The 20,436-nt window shown below is 71.6% G+C and carries 21 protein-coding genes; 11 read left to right on the forward strand and 10 right to left on the reverse strand.

All coding sequences use genetic code 11. The features are described from left to right. From HW578_RS10250 to HW578_RS10295, 10 genes are all read left to right on the forward strand, one after another. Positions 1 to 2,490: calcium-binding protein (locus HW578_RS10250; RefSeq protein ID WP_304621633.1), on the forward strand; the 2,490-nt coding region annotated here is incomplete at its 5' end. A 50-nt stretch (positions 2,491 to 2,540) separates the two neighbouring features. Further along, positions 2,541 to 3,098: a peptide-methionine (S)-S-oxide reductase MsrA gene (gene msrA / locus HW578_RS10255; RefSeq protein ID WP_198370462.1), complete on the forward strand. Its 558-nt coding sequence runs from the start codon at positions 2,541 to 2,543 to the stop codon at positions 3,096 to 3,098. Positions 3,099 to 3,158: 60 nt separating this feature from the next. Further along, positions 3,159 to 3,587 carry a peptide-methionine (R)-S-oxide reductase MsrB gene (msrB, locus tag HW578_RS10260; protein WP_198370463.1) on the forward strand — a complete coding sequence of 143 codons (429 nt, stop codon included), beginning with the start codon at positions 3,159 to 3,161 and terminating at the stop codon, positions 3,585 to 3,587. A gap of 167 nt (positions 3,588 to 3,754) precedes the next feature. Next, complete coding sequence (locus tag HW578_RS10265) at positions 3,755 to 4,744, forward strand: Vgb family protein (RefSeq protein WP_232478858.1); 990 nt, start codon at positions 3,755 to 3,757, stop codon at positions 4,742 to 4,744. Then, positions 4,734 to 5,510 (forward strand): polysaccharide deacetylase family protein, encoded by a 777-nt coding sequence (locus tag HW578_RS10270; RefSeq protein WP_198370465.1) that lies wholly within the window; start codon positions 4,734 to 4,736, stop codon positions 5,508 to 5,510. Before HW578_RS10265 ends, HW578_RS10270 begins: the two co-directional genes overlap by 11 nt. A 13-nt stretch (positions 5,511 to 5,523) precedes the next feature. Then, a complete protein-coding gene (locus HW578_RS10275; protein ID WP_198370466.1) occupies positions 5,524 to 6,477 on the forward strand; it encodes a sterol desaturase family protein in 954 nt (317 codons plus the stop codon). 15 nt (positions 6,478 to 6,492) lie between these two features. Then, entirely contained in the window at positions 6,493 to 7,896 is a 1,404-nt protein-coding gene (gene cls, locus HW578_RS10280) for a cardiolipin synthase (protein WP_198370467.1), read from the forward strand. Between the two features lie 62 nt (positions 7,897 to 7,958). After that, positions 7,959 to 8,924: a tripartite tricarboxylate transporter substrate binding protein gene (locus tag HW578_RS10285; RefSeq protein ID WP_198370468.1), complete on the forward strand. Its 966-nt coding sequence runs from the start codon at positions 7,959 to 7,961 to the stop codon at positions 8,922 to 8,924. Positions 8,925 to 8,934: 10 nt separating this feature from the next. Beyond that, complete coding sequence (locus HW578_RS10290; RefSeq protein ID WP_198370469.1) at positions 8,935 to 9,918, forward strand: isopenicillin N synthase family dioxygenase; 984 nt, start codon at positions 8,935 to 8,937, stop codon at positions 9,916 to 9,918. Between the two features lie 62 nt (positions 9,919 to 9,980). Continuing rightward, entirely contained in the window at positions 9,981 to 11,456 is a 1,476-nt protein-coding gene (locus HW578_RS10295; RefSeq protein ID WP_198370470.1) for a lipase/acyltransferase domain-containing protein, read from the forward strand. Here the strand turns inward: HW578_RS10295 and chrA are convergent. The 10 genes from chrA to HW578_RS10345 all read right to left on the reverse strand — a co-directional run bounded on the left by chrA (position 11,413) and on the right by HW578_RS10345 (position 19,385). Continuing rightward, positions 11,413 to 12,735 carry a chromate efflux transporter gene (chrA, locus tag HW578_RS10300; protein ID WP_198370471.1) on the reverse strand — a complete coding sequence of 441 codons (1,323 nt, stop codon included), beginning with the start codon at positions 12,733 to 12,735 and terminating at the stop codon, positions 11,413 to 11,415. The two genes, HW578_RS10295 and chrA, sit on opposite strands and share 44 nt — an antisense overlap. Next, a complete protein-coding gene (locus HW578_RS10305) occupies positions 12,732 to 13,550 on the reverse strand; it encodes a chromate resistance protein ChrB domain-containing protein (protein WP_198370472.1) in 819 nt (272 codons plus the stop codon). The genes chrA and HW578_RS10305 overlap by 4 nt, the downstream gene beginning before the upstream one ends. A gap of 122 nt (positions 13,551 to 13,672) precedes the next feature. Further along, the gene (locus tag HW578_RS10310) at positions 13,673 to 15,415 is read right to left on the reverse strand and encodes an L-aspartate oxidase (RefSeq protein ID WP_198370473.1); all 1,743 of its coding nucleotides are present in this window, start codon (positions 15,413 to 15,415) and stop codon (positions 13,673 to 13,675) included. A gap of 30 nt (positions 15,416 to 15,445) precedes the next feature. Further along, entirely contained in the window at positions 15,446 to 15,652 is a 207-nt protein-coding gene (locus HW578_RS10315) for a hypothetical protein (protein WP_198370474.1), read from the reverse strand. After that, positions 15,649 to 16,257, reverse strand: coding sequence for a fumarate hydratase C-terminal domain-containing protein (locus tag HW578_RS10320; RefSeq protein ID WP_198370475.1), 609 nt, complete (start codon positions 16,255 to 16,257; stop codon positions 15,649 to 15,651). Before HW578_RS10320 ends, HW578_RS10315 begins: the two co-directional genes overlap by 4 nt. Positions 16,258 to 16,261: 4 nt before the next feature. Next, complete coding sequence (locus HW578_RS10325; RefSeq protein ID WP_232478859.1) at positions 16,262 to 17,170, reverse strand: fumarate hydratase; 909 nt, start codon at positions 17,168 to 17,170, stop codon at positions 16,262 to 16,264. Between the two features lie 14 nt (positions 17,171 to 17,184). After that, positions 17,185 to 17,883 (reverse strand): sulfite exporter TauE/SafE family protein, encoded by a 699-nt coding sequence (locus HW578_RS10330; RefSeq protein ID WP_198370476.1) that lies wholly within the window; start codon positions 17,881 to 17,883, stop codon positions 17,185 to 17,187. Positions 17,884 to 17,905: 22 nt separating this feature from the next. Further along, positions 17,906 to 18,247, reverse strand: a complete 342-nt coding sequence (sdhC, locus tag HW578_RS10335) for a succinate dehydrogenase, cytochrome b556 subunit (RefSeq protein WP_198370477.1) — start codon at positions 18,245 to 18,247, stop codon at positions 17,906 to 17,908. Continuing rightward, positions 18,247 to 18,597 carry a succinate dehydrogenase gene (locus tag HW578_RS10340; RefSeq protein ID WP_369407867.1) on the reverse strand — a complete coding sequence of 117 codons (351 nt, stop codon included), beginning with the start codon at positions 18,595 to 18,597 and terminating at the stop codon, positions 18,247 to 18,249. Before HW578_RS10340 ends, sdhC begins: the two co-directional genes overlap by 1 nt. A gap of 50 nt (positions 18,598 to 18,647) precedes the next feature. Further along, positions 18,648 to 19,385: a succinate dehydrogenase/fumarate reductase iron-sulfur subunit gene (locus tag HW578_RS10345; RefSeq protein WP_198370478.1), complete on the reverse strand. Its 738-nt coding sequence runs from the start codon at positions 19,383 to 19,385 to the stop codon at positions 18,648 to 18,650. Positions 19,386 to 19,481: 96 nt separating this feature from the next. On the opposite strand from HW578_RS10345, the gene HW578_RS10350 reads away from it, so the two are divergent. Further along, the coding region (locus tag HW578_RS10350) for a thiamine pyrophosphate-binding protein (RefSeq protein WP_198370479.1) at positions 19,482 to 20,436 on the forward strand (955 nt) is incomplete at its 3' end.

Consider the following 20,436-nt stretch of genomic DNA (forward strand, 5'->3'; position numbering starts at 1 on the left):
GGCGCCTTCGGCCCCGGGCCGCTCGCCTGGCGCGGCACGCTGGCGCCGCGCGACCTCGCGCTCGGCGTCGGGCTCGGCACCGCGCTGCCAGGCAGCGGGCTGGGGCCGGGCTACTACCAGTCCTGGTTCCTGCCGGCGCTCTCCGGTGGGGTGGCCGCGGGCGGCTGGTTCATCGTCGACCTCGACCAGGACCTCGTGATCGGCGCCGACGATGCGGTGATCCGCGTGGGCAGCCTGGCCTCGCCCGTCCTGCTGGCGCCGGAGAACTTTGCCGAGGGCAGCTTCCGCGTCCTGGTCGGCACCGGGGGCAACGACGTGCTGCTGGGCGCCGCCGGCGGGCAGGAGATCTTCGGCCTCGCGGGCAACGACCGGCTGACCGGGCGCGACGGCCCCGACCGCCTGGTCGGTGGGGAGGGCGACGACACGCTGGCCGGCGCCGGCGGCGCGGACCAGCTCTGGGGCGGCGCCGGCAATGACAGCCTGGATGGCGGGGCGGGCGACGACGAGCTGTTCGTCGAGGGCCCGGGCATCGAGGACCAGGACGGCATCTTCGCCCGCAACACCCTGGTCGGCGGCGAGGGCAATGACAGCCTGTGGGGTGCCGATGGCCGGGAATCCCTGGTGGGCGGGCTGGGGGCGGACTGGCTCTATGGCGGTGTCGGCGCCGACACGCTGGCGGGCGGGGAGGGCACCGACACCATCCTCGCCGGCGACGGCGCCGACCTGATCGAGGGCGGGCCGGGTGCGGATTCGATCGACGGCGGCGCCGGCGACGACACGATCGACTACGACCCGGCCGATCCCTTCGCCGATGGCGGCGACGATCTCGACCTGCTGGTCATCCGCAGCGCGGTCGACATCACACTCGAGAGCAACATCGACCAGGTCGCGGGCGGGGGCATCACGCGCGGCTTCGAGGGGGTGGACGGCTCGGCCGTCGCGGCCGCGGTGGCGCTGCTCGGCTCCGGCACGCGCAACCGGCTGATCGGCGGGTCGGGCAACGACCGGATCGAGGGGCGCGATGGCAACGACACGCTCGAGGGCGGCGCCGGCGCCAACACGCTCGATGGCGGCGCGGGCGACGACCTGATCCTGGGGGGCGAGGGGCCGGACCGGCTCGAGGGCGGCGGCGGCCTCGACATGGTCTCCTACGCCGGTGCCACCGCAGGCGTCACGGTCGGGCGGCTGACCGGCGGGGCGGGGGATACGCTGGCGGGCTTCGAATCTCTGCGCGGGTCCAGCTTCGCCGACCGGCTCACCGGCGCGGCGGAGGCGAACCGGATCGAGGGTCTTGCCGGCGACGACACCCTCGATGGCCTCGGCGCCGAGGACACGCTGCTGGGCGCGGCCGGGCGCGACAGCCTGGTGGGCGGCGCCGGGGACGACAGCCTGGTGGGCGGCACCGACGCCGACACCCTGGCCGGCAGCGAGGGCAACGACGTGCTGGACGGTGGCGAGGGCGACGACCGCATGCTGGGCGGGTTCGGCAACGACCTCTACGCCGTGGACAGCCGGTACGACGTGGTGCTCGACTACCTCAACAGCGGCGAGGACACGGTCATCGCCAGCGCCAACACCTACCTCACGCCCAACATCGAATGGTTCATCATGGCGCCGGGGGCGGGCGGCATTTTCGTCGTGTCGAACATCGGCGCCGAGCGCATCCGCGGCAACGAGGGCGTGAACCTGATCATCGCCATGGGCGGCGACGATACGGTCTGGGGCGGCGGCCTCGACGACCGCATCCAGGGCCGCGACGGCCAGGACCTGCTGTTGGGCGAGGATGGGTCCGACTACATCTATGGCGGCAATGGCAACGACGTGATCGACGGCGGCGTCGCGCGCGACAACCTCCAGGGCCAGGTCGGCAACGACACCATCTTCGGCGGGCCGGATGTCATCACCGACCTGCTCTATGGCCAGACCGGGGACGACTGGCTCGACGGCGGGCCGGGCCTCGACCTGATGTATGGCGGGCCGGGCAACGACACCTTCATCGCGAGCCAGTCGAACGACGGCATCTTCGAACTGGCCGCGCAGGGCATCGATGTCGTGATCGCGCGCTTCGCGGGGTCCTTTACTCTGCCGGAGGATGTCGAGAATCTGGTCCTGGACGGGGCGACGCGCGGGATTGGCAATATCCTGTCCAACCGCATCACCGGAGACCCCGGCGCGGATTCGCTCTACGGGCGCGACGGCAACGACACGCTGACCGGCGGCGCCGGGGCGGACGTGCTGTTCGGCGAGGGCGGGCGCGATTCCTTCCTCTTTGCCAGGGGTTCGGGCATCGATGTCATCGGCGACTACACCCCCGGCTTCGATCGGCTTCTGCTGCAGGGCTTCGGCTTCAGCACCGTCGCGCAGGTGCTGGCGGTGACGCGCCAAGGCAGCACCGGTGCCATCATCGACCTGGCACCGGGCGATTCCGTGCTGCTGTCGGGCGTGGACAAGGCGGCGCTGCAGGCGGTGGATTTCGTCTTCCTCGCGTGACCATCCGCCCCCACATGGCGAAAGGCGAGCGTGAGCGAAGGAGGAATGCGATGATCGCACAGGCAGGGCACGAGGCCGCCACCCTCGGCGGCGGCTGCTTCTGGTGCCTCGAGGCCGTGTTCAAGGACCTGCGGGGCGTGGTTTCGGTGATGTCGGGCTATGCCGGCGGGCATGTCGAGAACCCGACCTACGAGGCCGTCTGCGGCAAGAAGACCGGCCATGCCGAGGTGGTGCGCGTGGTCTTCGACCCCGCGGAACTCTCCTATGCCGACCTGCTGCGGGTCTTCTTCACCATCCACGACCCCACGACGAAGGACCGCCAGGGGGGGGATGTCGGGCCGCAATACCGCTCGATCATCCTGACCCATTCCGAGGCGCAGGCCGCCACCGCGCGCGAGGTGATCGCCGAGGTCGAGCGCGCCGGCATCCATGACGGGCCGGTGGTGACCGAGGTGGTGTCCGAGGCCCCCTTCTGGCCGGCCGAGCCCGAGCACCACGACTACTTCGCACGCAACCCCTGGTCGGGGTATTGCCGCGCCGTGGTGGCGCCCAAGGTCGCGAAGTTCCGCAAGACCTTCGCCGAGCGGGTGAAGCGCCCGGCGGCGTGACGGACCGGCGGCGCGCCCCCGCGCGCGCCGCCGCAGGGTGGAAACGACAGGACAGGACCGATGCTCTTCAAGCGCGACGACACCCCGGCCGAGACCTTCCCGGTGACGAAAAGCGACGCGGAATGGCGCGCCAGCCTCAGCCCCGAGGCCTTCCGCGTGCTGCGCCAGCACGGCACCGAGCGGCCCGGCACATCCCCGCTCAATGCCGAGAAGCGGCCCGGCACCTTCGCCTGCGCGGGCTGCGGCACGGCGCTGTTTGACGCGGCCGCCAAGTACGAGAGCGGCACCGGCTGGCCCTCCTTCTTCGCGCCCCTCGAGGGGGCGGTGGCCGAGAAGACCGACCGGTCCTTCTTCATGACCCGCACCGAGGTGCATTGCGCGCGATGCGGCGGCCATCTCGGCCACGTCTTTCCCGATGGCCCGGCGCCGACCGGGCTGCGCTATTGCATGAACGGCGTGTCGCTGGCCTTCCGGCCCAAGGATGGCTGAGGAAGGCGCGCAGATGCGCCGCGCCGTGCAACCGGTGCGCGCATGCGCTTGACCTCCGTCATCGCGCCGCTCCCCGCATGAATCCGCGCTTGCTTCGCCCGCACGCGCGGCGCAGTTTCCGCTCTGACGGCGACCCCCCTCCGTCCCGCCCAAACGGTGTGCCCGCCATGCGTCGCCGCGCCCTCCTGCTGACCGCCCCTCTCGTGCTGCTGGCGCGCCCCGCCGCGGCCGATCTCGTCTACGTGCTGAATTCGGGGGATTCGAGCATCTCGATCCTCGATGCCTTCACGCGGCAGGAACTGCGCCGCATCCCCGCCCTGCGGGAGGTGCACCACCTGGTGCTCTCGCCGGACGGGCGCGACCTGCTGATCGCCGATTCCGGCGGCAACGAGATCCTGTTCGTCGACCCCGCCACGGGCGAGATCCGCCGGCGGGAGCGGGTCTCCAACCCCTACCACCTCGATTTCTCGCCCGATGGGCGGCTTCTGGTGATCTGCTCGCTGCGGCGCAACCAGGTCGATGTCTACGACGCGCGCTCGATGGCGCTGCTGGCCCGGCTGCGCATGCCCGAGAAGCCCTCCCACATGGCGTTCCGCCCGGATGCCAAGGTCGTCTATGTCACGCTGCAGGGCAGCGGTACCATCGCGGCGATCAGCCTCGAGACCAACCAGCCGCTGTGGGAGATTCCCGTGGGGCGCGAGCCCGCCGGCATCGCCTGGCACCGCGGCCGGCTCATCATCGGCATCATGGGCTCCGACCACTTCGCCGTGGTGAACCCCGAGACGCGCGAGATCGAGAAGCAGATCCCGGTCGGCCGCGGGGCGCACACCATCTTCGTGCAGCCCGATGGCCGCGCCCTCTGGGCCACCAGCCGGGTGCAGAGCCGCCTGGTGGAGATCGATCCCTCGACCCTCGACGTGCGGCGCATCATCGACCTGCCCGGCGGGCCGGACTGCATCGCCTTCGACCCCGATGGCCGGCTCTGGGCCACGCTGCGCTGGTCCGGGCGGGTCGCGCGCGTCGACACCCGCACCGGGGAGGTCGAGACCATCCGCGTCGGGCGCAGCCCGCACGGCATCTTCATCCAGCCGCGCCGGGCGGAGACCGAGGGCCTGGCCCAGACCGCGGCGAACCGCCCCGCGACGAATGCGCGCTGAGGCGCGCGCCCGCATCCTCGGCGCCGCCCTCGCTGTCCTCGGGGCGATCGCCGCAGGGGGAGCGGCCGCCCAGGCGCCGGCCTCCTGCCCGGCCGGCACGGTCTATCTCACCATCGATACCGGCTGGGGCCGAGAGGCGGAGCGCATCGCCGAGATCCTGAGGCGCCGCGGCGTGCGCGCCACGCTCTTCGTCGCGAACGAGCCGACCCATACCGGCGAGCACAGCCTTGCCCCCGGCTGGGCCGCCTTCTGGCGTGCCCGCGCGGCCGAGGGCCATGTCTTCGCCAGCCACACCGACCGCCACTGGTATTTCCGCGGCGATGCCGGGCCCGGGCGCACGCGCTACGTCTCCCGCAGCCGGGAGGGCGAGGAGGTGCTCGACCAGGCCGCGATGTGCCGCGAACTTGCCCGCCCGATCGAGCGCCTGCGCGCGGCCGCGCCGGACGCGGTAGTGCTGCCGCTGTGGCGGGCACCGGGGGGCATCGTGACGCCCGGTGCGATCCGCATGGCCGAGGCCTGCGGGCTGCGCCACCAGGGCTGGACCACCAATGGCTTCCTCGGCGACGAACTGCCCTCCGACGCCCACCCCAATGCCGCGCTGGCGCGGCGTGCCCTGGCGCATACGCGCGACGGCGAGGTGCTGGTGATGCATTGGGGCATCCGGTCCCGCCGCGACCCCTATGCCAATGTCCTGGAGGAGGTGATCTCCGGGCTCCAGGCGCGCGGCTTCTGCTTCGCCACCTTGCCGCCCGAGGGCCGCAGGTAGAATCTCCGCCGCCATGACCGAGTCCTTCAACCACGCCCTGGACGATGCCACGGGCTGGATCTTCGAGACCCTCCTGCAGCCCCTGATGTACCAGTGGGGCCTGATGGACTGGGCCGACGACGCCCTGCAATGGCTGCAATTCGGCCTGTTCGGGCTGTTCTCGATCGCCGTGGTCTACCTGGTCTGCCGCCCGCTCGAGGCCTGGCGGCCGGTCGAGCCCGTCACCGACCGCAGCGCCATTCGCACCGACATCGTCTATACGCTGCTAACGCGCCTTGGCCTGCTGCCGATGGTGGCCTTCGTGCTGCTCGCCTCGCTGCAGGCCTGGTGGGAGGGCTCGGTCGCCGACAGCGGCTTCGTGCCGCCCACGATCGAGACGCTGTTCCCGCAACTGCGCGAGATGCCGGTGCTGGCGTTCGCGATCTATGCCGTCATCCTCGATTTCGGCGAATACTGGCGCCACCGTTTCCAGCATTCCTTCCGCTGGTGGTGGGCGCTGCATTCCATCCACCATGCGCAGCGCCAGATGACCTTCTGGACCGACGACCGCAACCACATCCTCGACGAGGTGATCGCGGCGCTGTGGTTCGGCGCCATCGCGCTGCTGATCGGCGTGCCGCCCGGCCAGTTCCCGCTGCTGGTGCTGCTGATGCGCCTGGCCGAAAGTCTCTCCCACGCCAATGTCCGCCTGTCCTTCGGGCGGATCGGGGAGAGGCTGATCGTCTCGCCGCGCTTCCACCGGCTCCACCACGGGGTGCTCTCCACCGCCGGGCACGGCAAGAACTACGCGGTGCTGCTGCCGGTCTGGGACTGGATCTTCGGCACCGCGGATTTCCGCCGCGACGTGTTTCCCCGCACTGGCGACCCCGAGGCGCCGGAGGCGCTCGCCACCGGCGGCTGGCTGCGCCAGCAGGCGGTCGGGCTGAAGCGCATGGCGGGCGCCATATTCGGCCGCGGCACGGCCTGAGGCCGGCCTCGCTGCATGTGGGTTGCGCTGCACATCCTGGCGCAGGCAGCGGTCATCCTGCGCGTGCTGCTGCGCCCGTACCGCAACCCGGCCTCGCGCATATCCTGGATCCTGGTGGTGCTGGCGGTGCCGGTGCTGGGCATGCTGGGCTACCTGCTGCTCGGCGAGACCAGCATCGGCCGGCGCCCCGCGGCGCGCATGCGGCAGCTGCGCGCGGAACTGCCCGCCCCGCCGGCCGCGCCTGCCGATGTTCCCGAACGCCACGCGCCGTTGTTCAGGGTGGGCGGGTCGATCAGCGGCTACCCGCCGACCGGAGGCAACCGTGCGACGCTGATGGCGGATTCCAGTGCCGCGATTGATGCGCTGGTCGCCGACATCGATGCCGCCACCGACCACGTCCACCTGCTGTTCTACATTTGGCTGCCCGACACCAACGGCACCCGGGTGGCGGAGGCGCTGATCCGCGCCGCCGGGCGCGGCGTGGCCTGCCGCGCCCTGGTGGACGACATTGGTTCGCACCTGCTGATCCGCGACCCGCTCTGGACGGCGATGGGCGCGGCCGGCGTGCGCCTCGCGCGTGCGCTGCCGGTGGGCAACCCGCTGCTGCGCCCGCTGACGGGGCGGATCGATCTGCGCAACCATCGCAAGATCGTGGTGATCGACGGCGCCATCACCTATTGCGGCAGCCAGAACTGCGCCGACCCCGAATTCCGCGTGAAGGCTAAGTTCGCCCCCTGGGTGGACGTGATGCTTCGCTTCGAAGGCCCGGTCGCGCGGCAGAACCAGCACGTGTTCGCCAGCGACTGGATGGCCTGGACCGACGAGGACCTTGTGCCGCTGCTCGGCGCCCCCATGCCTCCGCCCGGCCCCGGCTTCACCGCGCAGGTGGTGGCGAGCGGCCCAACCATCCGCCATTCCGCCATGCCCGAGATGTTCCAGTCGCTGATCTACGCGGCGCGGCGCGAGCTGGTCATCACCACCCCCTACTACGTGCCGGATGACCCGCTGCAGGCGGCGCTGTGCGCGGCGGCGAACCGCGGTGTCGCGACCACCATCGTCTTCCCCGCGCGCAACGACAACCCGGCGGTGGGGGCGGCCAGCCGCAGCTGCTACGCCGAGCTGCTGGCCGCCGGCGTCGTCATCCATGAATTCGAGGGCGGGCTTCTGCACGCCAAGACCCTCACGCTCGATGGCGAGGTGGCGCTGGTGGGCTCGGCCAACATGGACCGCCGGTCCTTCGACCTGAACTACGAGAACAACATTCTGCTGGCCGACGCCGCCACCACCGCGGCGCTGCGCGCCCGCCAGGGGGAGTTCATCGCCCGCAGCCGGCGCGTGACAGCCGAGGAAGTCGCCGCCTGGCCCTGGCCGCGGCGGCTTTGGAACAATACGGTCGCGCTGACGGGCCCGGTGCTATAGCCCGGCTTGCCGCAGGCCGCCGCGGCGCGCCACACTCCCGCGAAGGCTCCGGGAGACAGCCCATGATCCGACCGACCCGCCGTGCCGCGCTGCTCGGGACCATGGCCGCCCTGCCGCTGCCCGCGCTGGCGCAGCCGCGCTTCCCCGACCGGTCGATCCGCCTCATCGTGCCCTGGACCGCGGGCGGGCCGGCCGATCTCGGCTTCCGAATCATGGCCGAGGTCGCATCGCGCCGCTTCGGCCAGCCGGTGGTGGTCGAGAACCGCGCCGGGGCCGCCGGCACGCTCGGCGCGCTGGCGCTGCAGGAGGCGCGGCCGGACGGCTACACCATCTCGCAGATGCATGTGGGCGTGGTGCGCCAGATGCTGCTGAACCCGCGCCCGCCCTACGACCCGATCAACGACCTGAGCTACATCCTGCAGATCACGGGCTTCGTCATGGGCCTGGTGGTGCGCGCCGATGCGCCCTGGCGCACGCTGGACGAATTGCTGGCCCATGCGCAGGCCAATCCGGGGCGGCTCAATTTCGGCTCGCTCGGCACCGGATCCACGCAGCACCTGGTGGTGGAACGCATCGGCCTGGCGCGCAACCTGAGCTGGACGCATGTGCCCTATCGCGGCACGGCAGACACGCTGCGCGCGCTGCTGGGCGGCGAGATCGACTTCGCCTCCGAGGCCTCGGGCTGGACGCCGCTGGTCGAGGCCGGGCAGCTGCGCCTGCTCACGACCTACGGCACGCAGCGTGCGCGCCGCTTCCCGAACGTGCCCACGCTGCAGGAACAGGGGCTCGACATCGTGGTGGACAGCCCAGGCGGTCTGATCGGGCCGCGTGGGATGGACCCCGCGGTGGTGGCGGTGCTGGCCGATGCCTTCCGCGCCGCCGCGCAGGACCCCGCGCACCTCGCCTTCCTCGAACGCATGGACCAGCCGCTGATGCTGCTGGATGGCGCCGCCTATCGCGAACAGATGCGCCGCACCATGGAGGAGGAGCGCGCGTTGCTCCGCCGGCTCAACCTGATGCCCGCCTGAGGAGGAAGCCATGACCATCCCCGTCCTCGACCTCGGCCCGCTGCGCGCGGGCGCGCCCGGCGCGCTGGAGGCGCTGGGCCGCGAGCTCCGCCACGCCTTCACCGAGGTCGGCTTCTACTTCGTGCGCAACCACGGCATTCCGCAGGCGGTGCTGGACGCCACCTTCGCCGCCGCCGAGCGCTTCCACGCCCAGCCTCTCGAAGCCAAGCTCGCGCTGCGCATCAACGAGCACAACATCGGCTACATGCCCCTGCGCGGTGCGACCACGCGCGTGAACGCGGTGGGGGAGGTGGCGCTGCCCAATGCCAACGAAGCGGTGTTCTTCAAGCGCGACCTGCCGCCCGACCACCCGGACGTGCTGGCCGGGCTGCGCTTCCGCGGCGTCAACCAGTGGCCGGCGGACCTGCCCGGCTTCCGCGAGCAGGTGCTCGCCGCTTGCGACGCCTTCGAACGGCTCGCGCTGTCGCTGCTGCCGGTCTATGCCCGCGCGCTCGGCCTCGCGCCCGACTTCTTCGCGCCCTTCTTCACCGACCCGATGTACACGCTGCGCATGTCGCACTACCCGCAGCAGGAACCGACGGCGCCGGAGAACGAGTTCGGCATCGCCCCGCACCTCGACACATCCTTCATGACCATCCTGGCGCAGAATCGCATCCCCGGCCTCTCGCTGCGCCTGACCACCGGCGAATGGGTCGATGCGCCGGCACCGGAAGGCGCGCTGCTGATCAATGGCGGCATGATGCTGCGGCGCTGGACCGACAACCGCTTCCTGGCCACGCCGCACCGCGTGATCAACCGATCGGGGCGCGAGCGCTACGCCATCCCGTTCTTCTTCGATGCGAACTACCGCGCGGTGATGGCGCCGATCACGGCGGATGGCAGCCCGGCCCGGATGCCGCCCGTCACCTATCCGGAATTCATGACCGGCTACCAGCGCGCCAACTTCCATCACGCTGCGGAGAACGAGGAGAAGGTCGCGTTGCAGGGCGCCTGACCGCGCGGCGTAACCGCGCGGGGCGGGGGCGCGAAGACAGAGCCAACGTCCGGGAGACGCCCATGACCCCCGCCGCCTCGCGCCGCGCCCTGCTGCTCGGCGCGGCCGCCACCCTCGCCGCCTGCGCGCGCGAGCCGGTCGCCGACCTGGCGCTGCTCTACACCCCGGCCGCACGGCACCACGGGCCGGACCGCAACCCGATCATCGTCATCCCCGGCCTGCTCGGCAGCCGGCTGCGCGACCCGGCCTCGGGGCGCATTGTCTGGGGCGCCTTCGACGGCAATGCCGCCGACCCGGGCACCATCGACGGCGCGCGGCTCGTCGCCTTGCCCTTCAACGACATGATGACGACGCCAGGCAGCGCGGTCGCGGCCGATGGCGTGCTCGATCGCGTGCGCATCCGGATCGCCGGCATACCCATCGTGCTGCAGGCCTATGCCGAGATCCTGAGCACGCTCGGCGTCGGCGGCTACCGCGACGAGGCGCTGGGCCTCGGCGGCCAGGTGGATTACGGGCGCGACCACTTCACCTGCTTCCAGTTCGCCTACGACTGGCGGCAGGACAACGTGGCCAATGCGCGGCGCCTGATGGCCTTCATGCGCGACAAGCGTGCCCTGGTGCGGGGCGAATACGCGCGCCGCTACGGCATGCGCGACGCCGAGGTGAAGTTTGACATCGTCGCGCATTCCATGGGCGGCATCGTCGCGCGCTACGCCATGATGTATGGCGGCGCCGACCTGCCGGCGAATGGCGCGCTGCCGCCGCTCACCTGGGAAGGGGCCGCCATGATGGGCCGGCTGATCCAGGTGGGCACGCCCAATGGCGGGTCGCTCGATGCCTTCCGCGTGCTGGTCGACGGGCGCGACTTCGGCGCGCCGATCGTCCCGCGCTACAGCCCGGCGATCCTCGGCACCATGCCCTCGCTCTACCAACTGCTGCCGCGCAGCCGCGCGCGGCCGGTGGTGGTGGCGGGGACGGACGCCGTGCTCGACCTGCACGACCCCGCGGTGTGGCAGCGCATGGGCTGGGGCATCGCGAAGCCGGGCATCGGTGCCGACCTCGCGACGCTGATGCCCGATGTCGGCAGTGCGGAGGAGCGCCGGCGCATCGCCCTCGCGCTGCAGGCGCGGCTGCTGGCCCGCGCGCGAGCCTTCGCCGCCGCCATGGACCGCCCCGCCCCGATCCCCGCCGGCACCGAACTCATGGTGGTGGCGGGCGACGCGATGCCCACCACGGAACGCTACGCCGCCAGCCCCGCCGATGGCGCCATCGCGGCGGTTGCGACGGCGCCGGGCGACGGACTGGTGCTGCGCGATTCCGCGCTGCTGGATGCGCGCCAGGGGCAGGATCCCGCCATGCGCGGGCCGACGGTGGTGACGCCAATGGATCTGCGCCGCGCGCTGTTCCTGCCGCGCGAGCACCTCGCGATCACGCGCGACCCGACCTTCCGCAACAACATCCTGTACTGGCTGCTGGAGGAACCGCGCCCCGGCCTCAGCCCGGCAGGTAGGACAGCGCCAGCCCCGCCGCGGCGCTGACCGCAAGCGTCCGCGCCAGGCCAAGCTTCAGCCCGAAGAGCAGCCCCGCCGCCAGCACCGCGAGCGCCAGCGCCGTCGGCTGGACCGTGGCCAGCACCGGGATGTCGATCGTCGCCGGCCCGATGGGCACGCGCTGCACCTGCGCGAAGACCACGCGCAGCCCGAACCACAAGGCGAGGTTCGCGATCACGCCGACCACCGCCGCCGTCACCCCGGCCAGCGCGCCCTTGAGGCGCGGCTGGTCGTGCATCCGCTCGACGAAGGGCGCGCCGAGGAAGATGAAGGCGAAGCAGGGCGCGAAGGTCACGAACAGCGTCAGCAGGCTGGCCGCGATGCCGCCCGGGACGCCGCTGTCGCGATACCCGGCCAGGAAGCCCACGAACTGCAGCACCAGGATCAGCGGCCCCGGCGTGGTTTCGGCGAGGCCAAGGCCCGCCAGCATCTCCGGCGCGGTGAGCCACTGGTACTTCTCGACCGCCTCCTGCGCGACATAGGCCAGCACGGCATAGGCGCCGCCGAAGGTGACGACGGCCATCTTGGAGAAAAACCAGGCGATGTCGCCCCAGACCGGCGTGCCGGCCAGCAGCACCACCGGCCAGAGCCACAGCGCCAGCGTGACCAGCCCAGCACGCCGCGCCGCGGGCGCCATGCGCGTGATGCGATCCGGGTCGGCCGCCAGCGCGGCATCCAGCAGCGCCGGCGGGCCTTCCTTGGCGCGCCCGTGGCCCCCGGCGGCGAAGGCCGAGGGCGCGGCGAAGCCGATGGCGAGCGCGGCCAGCACCACCGCGGGGAAGGGCACGGCGAATGCCGCCAGCGCCACGAAGGCCGCACCCGCCAGCAGCCAGGCCGGCGCGCCGTGCAGGGCGCGCTTCGCCACCCGCAGCAGCGCCTCGACCACCAGCACCAGCACGGCGCATTTCAGGCCGAAGAACAGCGCGGCCACGATCGGCACGGCGCCGAGCGTCGCGTAGATCATGGACAGCGCCAGCATGACAGCCGCGCCGGGCAGCACGAACAGCACGCCCGCGGCGATGCCGCCCTTCACCCCATGCATCAGCCAGCCGAGATAGGTCGCGAGCTGCGTCGCCTCGGGACCCGGCAGCAACATGCAGAAGTTCAGCGCATGCAGGAAGCGCGCGTCGGAGACCCAATGGCGGTCATCCACCACCTCGCGGTGCATGACAGCGATCTGCGCGGCGGGACCGCCGAAGGAGAGCAGGCCGACGCGCAGCCAGACGCGCAGGGCCTGCGCGAAGGTCGGGAAGGCGGGCGCGGTCATACTGTTGTCCTGGGGGATGGCCAGTTGTGGGTCTCGTCGGTGGCATCGCGCGCCCAGCGATAGAAGGCATCGTAGAGGGCGAAGCCCGCTTCGAGCTGCACTAGGTCGTCCCGATGCATGCGCGACAGGCCGAGCGAGGCCGCGAGCAGCCCGGCAGCCTCCGGCGCCAGCTCCGGCCGCGCGGTATCCGCGCCGCGCACGATCAGCGCCAGGCGATCGAGTGCGGGCGTGTGCAATGCGAACGCATCGAGCATGACGTCGAAGGTGCACAGATCGCCGCGATGGGACCAGAAGACGCCTTCGATGTCGAAGGGTGTGGCTGCGAAGCGCTCAGCCACCGCCGCGACCTCGGACGGGGCGACGAAGAGGAAGACCGCGCCTGGGTCCACGAAGCGGCGGATTAGCCAGGGGCAGGCGATGCGGTCCACCTTCGGCCGCGCCCGCGTGACCCAGAGGGTGCGCCCCTGAGCGTCCCGCTCCGGTACATGCTTCGGGACGACCAGCGGCAGGCCGGCATCTCGCCAGGCCTCGAAGCCGCCTTCGAGGGATTCCGCCGCGGCGCCGGCATGGCGCAGCCAAGCCGCCACGCCCTGGCTGAGCTTCAGGCCCTTCTGGCAGATCACCGCCACCTCGCGCCCGGCGAAGGCCCCGGCCCAATCTCCGACATCCTGGTGGGAACGGCGGATGGCGCCGGGCAGGAAGCGCGGATCGGCCGCGACGTCCTCCGCGATGCGGACATCGACCAGCACGGGCGCATCGGGCAGGCCGATGCGGCGGGCGAGCTGCTGTGGGGTGACGATGGTGGGAGCCGGCATGGGGGCGTCCTCTCCTGAGCGGGAGTTCTGGACGCGATGCTTCGGCCGGAGCCTCACGGGGTGATCGCGGAGATCCCCATTGCGCGGAAGGTGGGCAGCGCGACGCGCGGTGTCAAGCGACGCTATTCCGCGGCGGCGGGCAGTAGGCTCTCGCCGGGGCGCAGGCGCGTGAACCGGACCTCCTGCCAGTCGAGCGCGATGGCGCCGTCCCGCAGCGTCACACGCGTCGCGGCGAGGCCCGCGGCGTCGGGGTTGGTGTGCGGGAAGTCCTCGCGCCAATGCGCCCCGCGCGATTCCTCGCGCGCCTGCGCCGCGGCCACGATGGCGCGGCTGACCAGCAGCTGCGACTTCAGGTTAAGCCAGTCGTGCCAGGTGAGGTTGAAGGCGCGGTCGCGGCCATCGACGCCGGCGGCATCGGTCTCGGCCTCCAGCGCATCGAGGCCGCGCGCTGCCTCCGCCAGCCCCGCGCCGTCGCGCAGGATGCCCGCCTTGTCCCACATGAGGTCGAGCAGCGCGTCGCGGATCGGCGAGAGCGCGCGCGTACGTCTCCCGAAGGGCGCGTGCACCGCGGCGACGGCCGCCTCCAGCGCGGCCGCGTCCGGCTCCTCGAAGGCACCCTCGCGCGGCACCGAGCGCGCCATGCTGTCCCCGGCGATGCCGCCGAAGACGGTGGAATTCGCCACGCCATTGCCACCGAGCCGGTTCGCGCCGTGCACGCCGCCGGTATCCTCACCGGCGGCGAACAGGCCGGGCAGATCGGTCGACCCATCGGCGCGGAACACCACCCCGCCCATCATGTAGTGCGCGGTGGGCACCACGGGCACGCGCCCGCCGGCCAGGTCGAAGCCGACATCGGCGCAGCGTTCCACCATGCCCTTGAATTCGCGTGCCACGCGCTCGGGGCCGAGATGCTTCATCTCGATCCAGAGCCCGCCTTCGGCGTTCACGTTGCCGGCGAGGATCTCGCGCTGCATGGACCGGCTGACGATATCGCGCGTCGCGCGCTCGCCCCGCGGATCGTATTTGTGCATGAAGCGCTGGCCGTCGCCGCCGAGCAGGTAGCCGCCAGCACCCCGCAGCCCTTCCTCGATGATGGTGCCGGTCAGGCGCGTGCCCGGCCCGGCCAGCACGCCGGTCGGGTGGAACTGCACCATCTCCATGTCGCGCAGCGGCAGGCCCGCCTGCAGCGCCATGGCCATGCCGTCGCAGGCCTTGTCGCCGGAGGGCGTGTGGAACTTGTACATGGTCGGTCCGCCGCCGGTGCCGAGCAGCACGGCCTTCGCCTGCATGAAGACCAGCGCGCCCGCGCGCATGTCCACCAGCAGCACGCCCGCCAGGCGCGCACCGTCGGTGCTGCGGACCAGCGCGACGGCGCGGTGTTCCTCCATGCGCCGGATGCCGCGCGCCCAGACCTGTTCTGCCAGGCGGTTGACGATCTCGATGCCCGTAAGGTCGCCCTTGTGGACGGTGCGGTCGAAGGTCTGCCCGGCGAAGGCCTTCTGGTGGATGGTGCCGTCCGGGTTGCGGTCGAAGAAGCAGCCCCAGCGGTTCTCCAGTTCCCGGATGCGCCGCTGGGCGCCGACCACCAGCGTCCAGGCCAGGTCCTGGTCGTTCAGCCACTTGCCGCCGTCGAGCGTGTCCATGAAGTGGCGCTCGGCGGAATCCCCCTGCGCGATGGCGACGTTGTAGCCGCCTTGCACCATGCGGGTGCAGCCGCATTTGCCGAGCAGTCCCTTCACTGCGATGGTGACGTCGAGATCGGGCGCGACATCCTTCGCGTGCAGCGCGGCAAGCAGCCCCGCGCCGCCGGCGCCCAGCACCAGGATGTCGGTGCGGCGGCGTTCGATCGTGGTGGCATCAGGCATGCGGTCCACGCCTCCAGGGATCGTGCGCGATCATCGCGGCCCCCGCGGGCTGGCGGGCACGCCGCAGTTGCAATCCTCCGCCGGGGCGGATTGCAGGCGGGGCCAGGGTACCGGCAGGTCGCGCTCGCCGGTGCCATAGGCGCGGCCTAGCACCAGCAGCACCGTGACCTGGCCGAGCGGCGGCGGCAGGACCTGCGTCATCAGCAGCAATGGCAGGAGGACCAGGCCGAGGCTCATGCCGCCCCCAGCTTCTCGAGCACCGCCTGGCGCCGTCGCGCGGCCTCGGCGTTCACCGTGGCGTAGAGACTGCCGCCATGGCTGTCCATCGCCACCAGCAGCGGTCCGAAGCCTTTGATCCGGAACTCGTAGAGCGATTCAGGATTGAGGTCGTCGAGGTCCACATCCTCCACCGCCTCGATCCAGGTGGTCTCGAGTGCCGCCGCGCCGCCCACCACCGCGAGATAGGCCCCGCCCAGGTCGCGGAAGGCGTCGAGCGAGCCCTCGCGCAGCCCGCCCTTGCCGATGATGATGCGCACGCCCTCGCGTTCCATCAGCGGGCGCGTGAAGCGCTCCATGCGGTCCGAGGTTGTCGTGCCGACGCACACCGCCTCGTAGCCCGAATGGTTGGTCCCTGACCGCTCCACCTTGCGCAGGTTGGGCGCAGTGTGGATGACCGCATGCCCGCGCAGGTCGAACTTCGTCTGGCGGCCATGGTCGAACATGTGGATCTGGGTGGCATCGCGGATACCGAAGAGTAGGTCCTCAAGCGTTACGGTGTCGCCGATGCGCAGGGCGCGGACCTGCTCCTCGGTGATCGGCATGTGCAGCGTGTGATGGGCCATGGCGTCAGAATCCGATCGCGATACCGGCGGGCGTGAAGGTCGCACTCGCGCGCCGGGCCGAGTGGCACTGGATGTTCACCGCCACCGGATTCATCGTGATGTGCGTCGCAGCCGTCTCGACATGCACGGCGAAGGCGGTGGAATCCCCGCCCAGGCCCTGCGGGCCGATGCCGAGGCCGTTCACCGCCTCGCTCAACTCCGCCTCCAGCTTCGCGCCTTCCGCATCGGCGCAGCGCGAGCCCAGCGGGCGCGTCGCCGCCACCTTCGCGAGGTGCATGCACAGGTCCGAGGTGCCGCCGACACCCACCCCCACGATGGTCGGCGGGCAGACCTTGCCGCCGGCCTGGATCACTCGGTCCACCACGAAGCGCTTCACCGCCCCCATGCCATCGGCCGGGATCAGCATCTGCAGGAAGGACCCGTTCTCGGACCCGCTGCCCTTCGGGATCATCTCGATGCGCAGTTCGCGCTCCACGTCTGTGAAGTCGATGTTGATCACCGGCACGCGCTCGCCGCAGGAGGTATGCTCATTCCTGCGCGTGATGGGATGCACGACCGAGGAGCGCAGCGGGTGCTCGCGGGTTGCACGTGCCGTGCCGCGCGCGATCGCCTCCTTCAGCGCCCAGCCATCCACCTGCACGTTGCGCCCGACCAGCACGTTGAAGATCGGGATGCCGGTGTCCTGGCAGAGCAGATTGTCCATGCGCTCCGCCACGCCGATGTTCTCGATCATGGTGGCGAGGATGGTCTTCGCCGTGGCGTCGGTCTCGCTGCCGTCCAGCCGCGCGAAGCCGGCCTTGATGTCGTCGGGCAGGATCTTGCAGGCGCGGATGTATAGAAGCTTCGCCGCTTCCTCGATCGCCTCGGGCTCGACGCGCAGCGGCTCCACTTCAGGCTTTGTCATCAGCGTCATGGCGGACCCTCCGTTCAGACCAGCAGCGAAATGCCCGAGACCAGCAGCAGCCCCAATAATACCACGCGGAACCCCTGCGCGGGCAGCACCCGATACGCGCGCAGGCCGAGCCAGGTGCCCAGCACCAGCGCCGGCGTGGCAAGCGCGGCCAGCACCAGCGCCTCCGTCGTGAAGAAGCCGGTGAAGGCCAGCCCCACCGAGGTGATTGCCTGCATGAAGACGATGAAGGGCTGCATGAAGGCCCGCGCGCGGTCCTTGGGCCAGCCCTGGATGTCGGCCCACATCGCCGGCAGCGCGCCGACGAAGCCGCCGATGCCGCCCAGGATGCCGCTCAGGAACCCCACCACGCCATCGGCCGCCCGGCTGCCCCTGACCTCCGGCGGGTCCATGCGCAGTGCGATGCGCGCCAGCATGTAGCCGGCATAGACCACCAGCAGCACGCCCACGCCGCCCACGATCACCCGCGCCGGCCCGAGGGCGAGCATCAGGATGCCGACCGGCACGCCGGCCACCGCCACGGCCAGGAACAGGCGCATGCGCGGCCATTCGATGTGCCGCCACAGCGCCGGCAGGCTCATGCCCTGCGAGATCAGGCTGCCCAGCACGAGCACCGGCGCGGTGATGCTGGGCGAGACGACATGCAGCAGGATCGAGGCCGCCACCAGCACGAAGGCGAAGCCCGCCATGCCCGCGCAGAAGCCCGCGAGGAACACGGCCCCGGCAACCAGAGCCGCCTCAGACCACATTGAGCAGGAAGACCAGGCCGACCAGCAGCGCCACGCCGGCGGAGAGCGCCACCATGTCCTTCTGCCGCCGCCGCCAGCCAAGGAATTCCAGCGCCATGACGCGCAGGCCCCCGGCCAGGTGCGCCGCCAGCAGCACGACCAGCACCGTCTCGGCCGCCTTGGCCAGGGGATTCTCGGTCCACCGCAGGAAGCCATCGAGCCGCGCCTCGCCGCTGATGGCGCTGCCCAGCGCCCAGAAATGCAGCGGCAGGAAAAGTGCGAGCAGCAGCCCCGAGACGCGATGCACCACGAAGGCCAGGTAGGTCGGATGCGATCGCGGCCGCAGGTCCATCACGCATAGAGCCCGATGGCGGCGCGGATGCCGAAGCCCGCGGTCAGCAGCCCGACCACGAGCCAGGCGATATCGGCGCCGCGCCCGCGCAGGCCGATGGTCTCGGCGGCGATGTTGCGCAGCCCGATCGCGCCATGCAGCCCGGCTGCCAGCGCGAAGACAACGTAGAACAGCAGCGAGGCCTCGTTGCCCTGGGTGCGGTCCAGGATCTCGCGCGCCGAGAGCCCGCCGCGCACCGCGGTCACGATGGTGACCAGGTGCACCACCACGAAGAGGCCGAGCAGCATCGCGGTGACGCGCTGCACCACCCACAGATGGACGCCGGGCGCGGATTGGCGCGGCCGATCCACGCCCGCGGTGCTCGCTTGCGGCTCCGCCCCGCGGCGATCGGACGCTGGCTTCACCGCCGCCCCAGCAGCGTGTCCCAGAACAACGTCCGCTTCAGCCCCGCGATGGCCGAGGAGGGGTCGAGGTTCTTCGGGCAGCGTTCCGTGCAGGATTGCGTGGAATGGCAGGAATGGCAGCCGGCATCCCCCGCCACGGCGTCGAGCCGTTCGCCGCGCGCGCCGTCGCGCACGTCGTTGACCAGCGTCCAGGCGCGGTTCATCGCGGCGGGCCCGAGATAGTCGGCATTCCACGCCACCACGTCGCAGGAGGCGTAGCAGACTGCGCAGCCGATGCATTCGATGCCGGCATCGGCCTCGCGCCGCGCCTTTGACGCCGGCGGCACCACGGCGAAATCGGCGGGCACCGCCCCATCCGGCGCATCCTTGGGCTGGAAGGTGCCGCGCGCGCGCTGCCACTTGTCGAAGAAGGGCGTGAGGTCCGCGGCCAGGTCGCGGATCACCGGCAGGTTCGCGAGCGGGCGCAGCTCCAGTTCGCCGTCCGCACCCACCACGCGCTTCACATGTGTCCGGCAGGTCCAGCGCGCCCGCCCGTTCACCGTCATCGCGCAGGACCCGCACATGCCCACCCTGCAGGCGAAGCGGTAGGCGAGTGAGGGATCGAGCTCCCGCTGGATATGGGTCACGACATCGAGCACGGTCTGGTTGGTGCGCGCCGGCACCTCGTAGTGCTGCAACGCGCCATCCGCGCCGCCGCGCCAGACGCTGACCTTCAGGCTGGCCGGCTCGGCCATGCGTTTCTCCCCTTCCTGCGCGCGAGACTACCGGCGCTGGACAGCCTGTCCAGCCCGTGGCGAGGTGCGCCCGACCATCGAGCGGGAGGACACATCATGGCCGAGACGATCCGCGGCGCGGACATCCTGGTGCAGGCGCTGAAGACCGCCGGCGTGAGCCGCGTCTTCAGCCTCTCGGGCAACCACATCATGCCCGTCTACGACGCGCTGCTCGGCTCGGGCATCGAGATCATCCACGTGCGGCATGAAGCCGCCGCGGTCCACATGGCCGATGCCTGGGCGCGGCTCACGGGCGAATGCGGCGTGGCGCTGGTCACGGGCGGGCAGGGGCATTCCAACGCGGTGGCCGCGCTGCCCACCGCCATGGCGGGCGAGGTGCCGGTGCTGCTGCTCTCGGGCCATGCACCGCTCGGGGAGCTTGGCCTCGGCGCCTTCCAGGAGCTCGAGCAGGCGCGCATGGCCGAACCGGTCTGCAAGCGGGCCTTCACCGCATCCTCGCCCGAGGCCCTGGCGGGCGAGGTCGCTGCTGCGATCCGCCTGGCGCGCAGCGGCCGGCCGGGACCGGTGCATCTCTCGCTGCCGACCGATGTGCTCGATGCGCGCATCGCGCCGCCCACGATGCGCGGGCCGGCGGCCTATGCCGCGCAGCCCATGCCGCTCTCGGCCGAGAGCGCCGCCGCTATCGCTGCCGCCATCGCGCGCGCGCAGCGGCCGGTGATCGTCGCCCCGCCCGCGCTCTGCACACCGACCGGGCGGGCGGCCATCGCCGCGCTTGCCGCCGCCTCGGGCCTGCCGGTCGCGGCCATGGAAAGCCCGCGCGGCCTGGGCGATCCTTCTCTGGGCGCCTTCGCGCAGGTGCTGGCGGAGGCCGACCTTGTCGTGCTGCTCGGCAAGGCGCTCGACTTCACGCTGCGCTTCGGGCGCGCGCCGGCCATCCCGGCCGCGGCGCGCTTCGTGGTGGTGGATGCCGATGCGGCGCTGCTGGCGCGCGCGGCGCGCAGCCTCGGCGACCGCATCGCCGTCGCGGCACTCGCCGCGCCGGCCGACGCCG

The organism is Roseomonas rosulenta (assembly GCF_016106005.1).
Taxonomy (GTDB): Bacteria; Pseudomonadota; Alphaproteobacteria; order Acetobacterales; family Acetobacteraceae; genus Neoroseomonas; species Neoroseomonas rosulenta.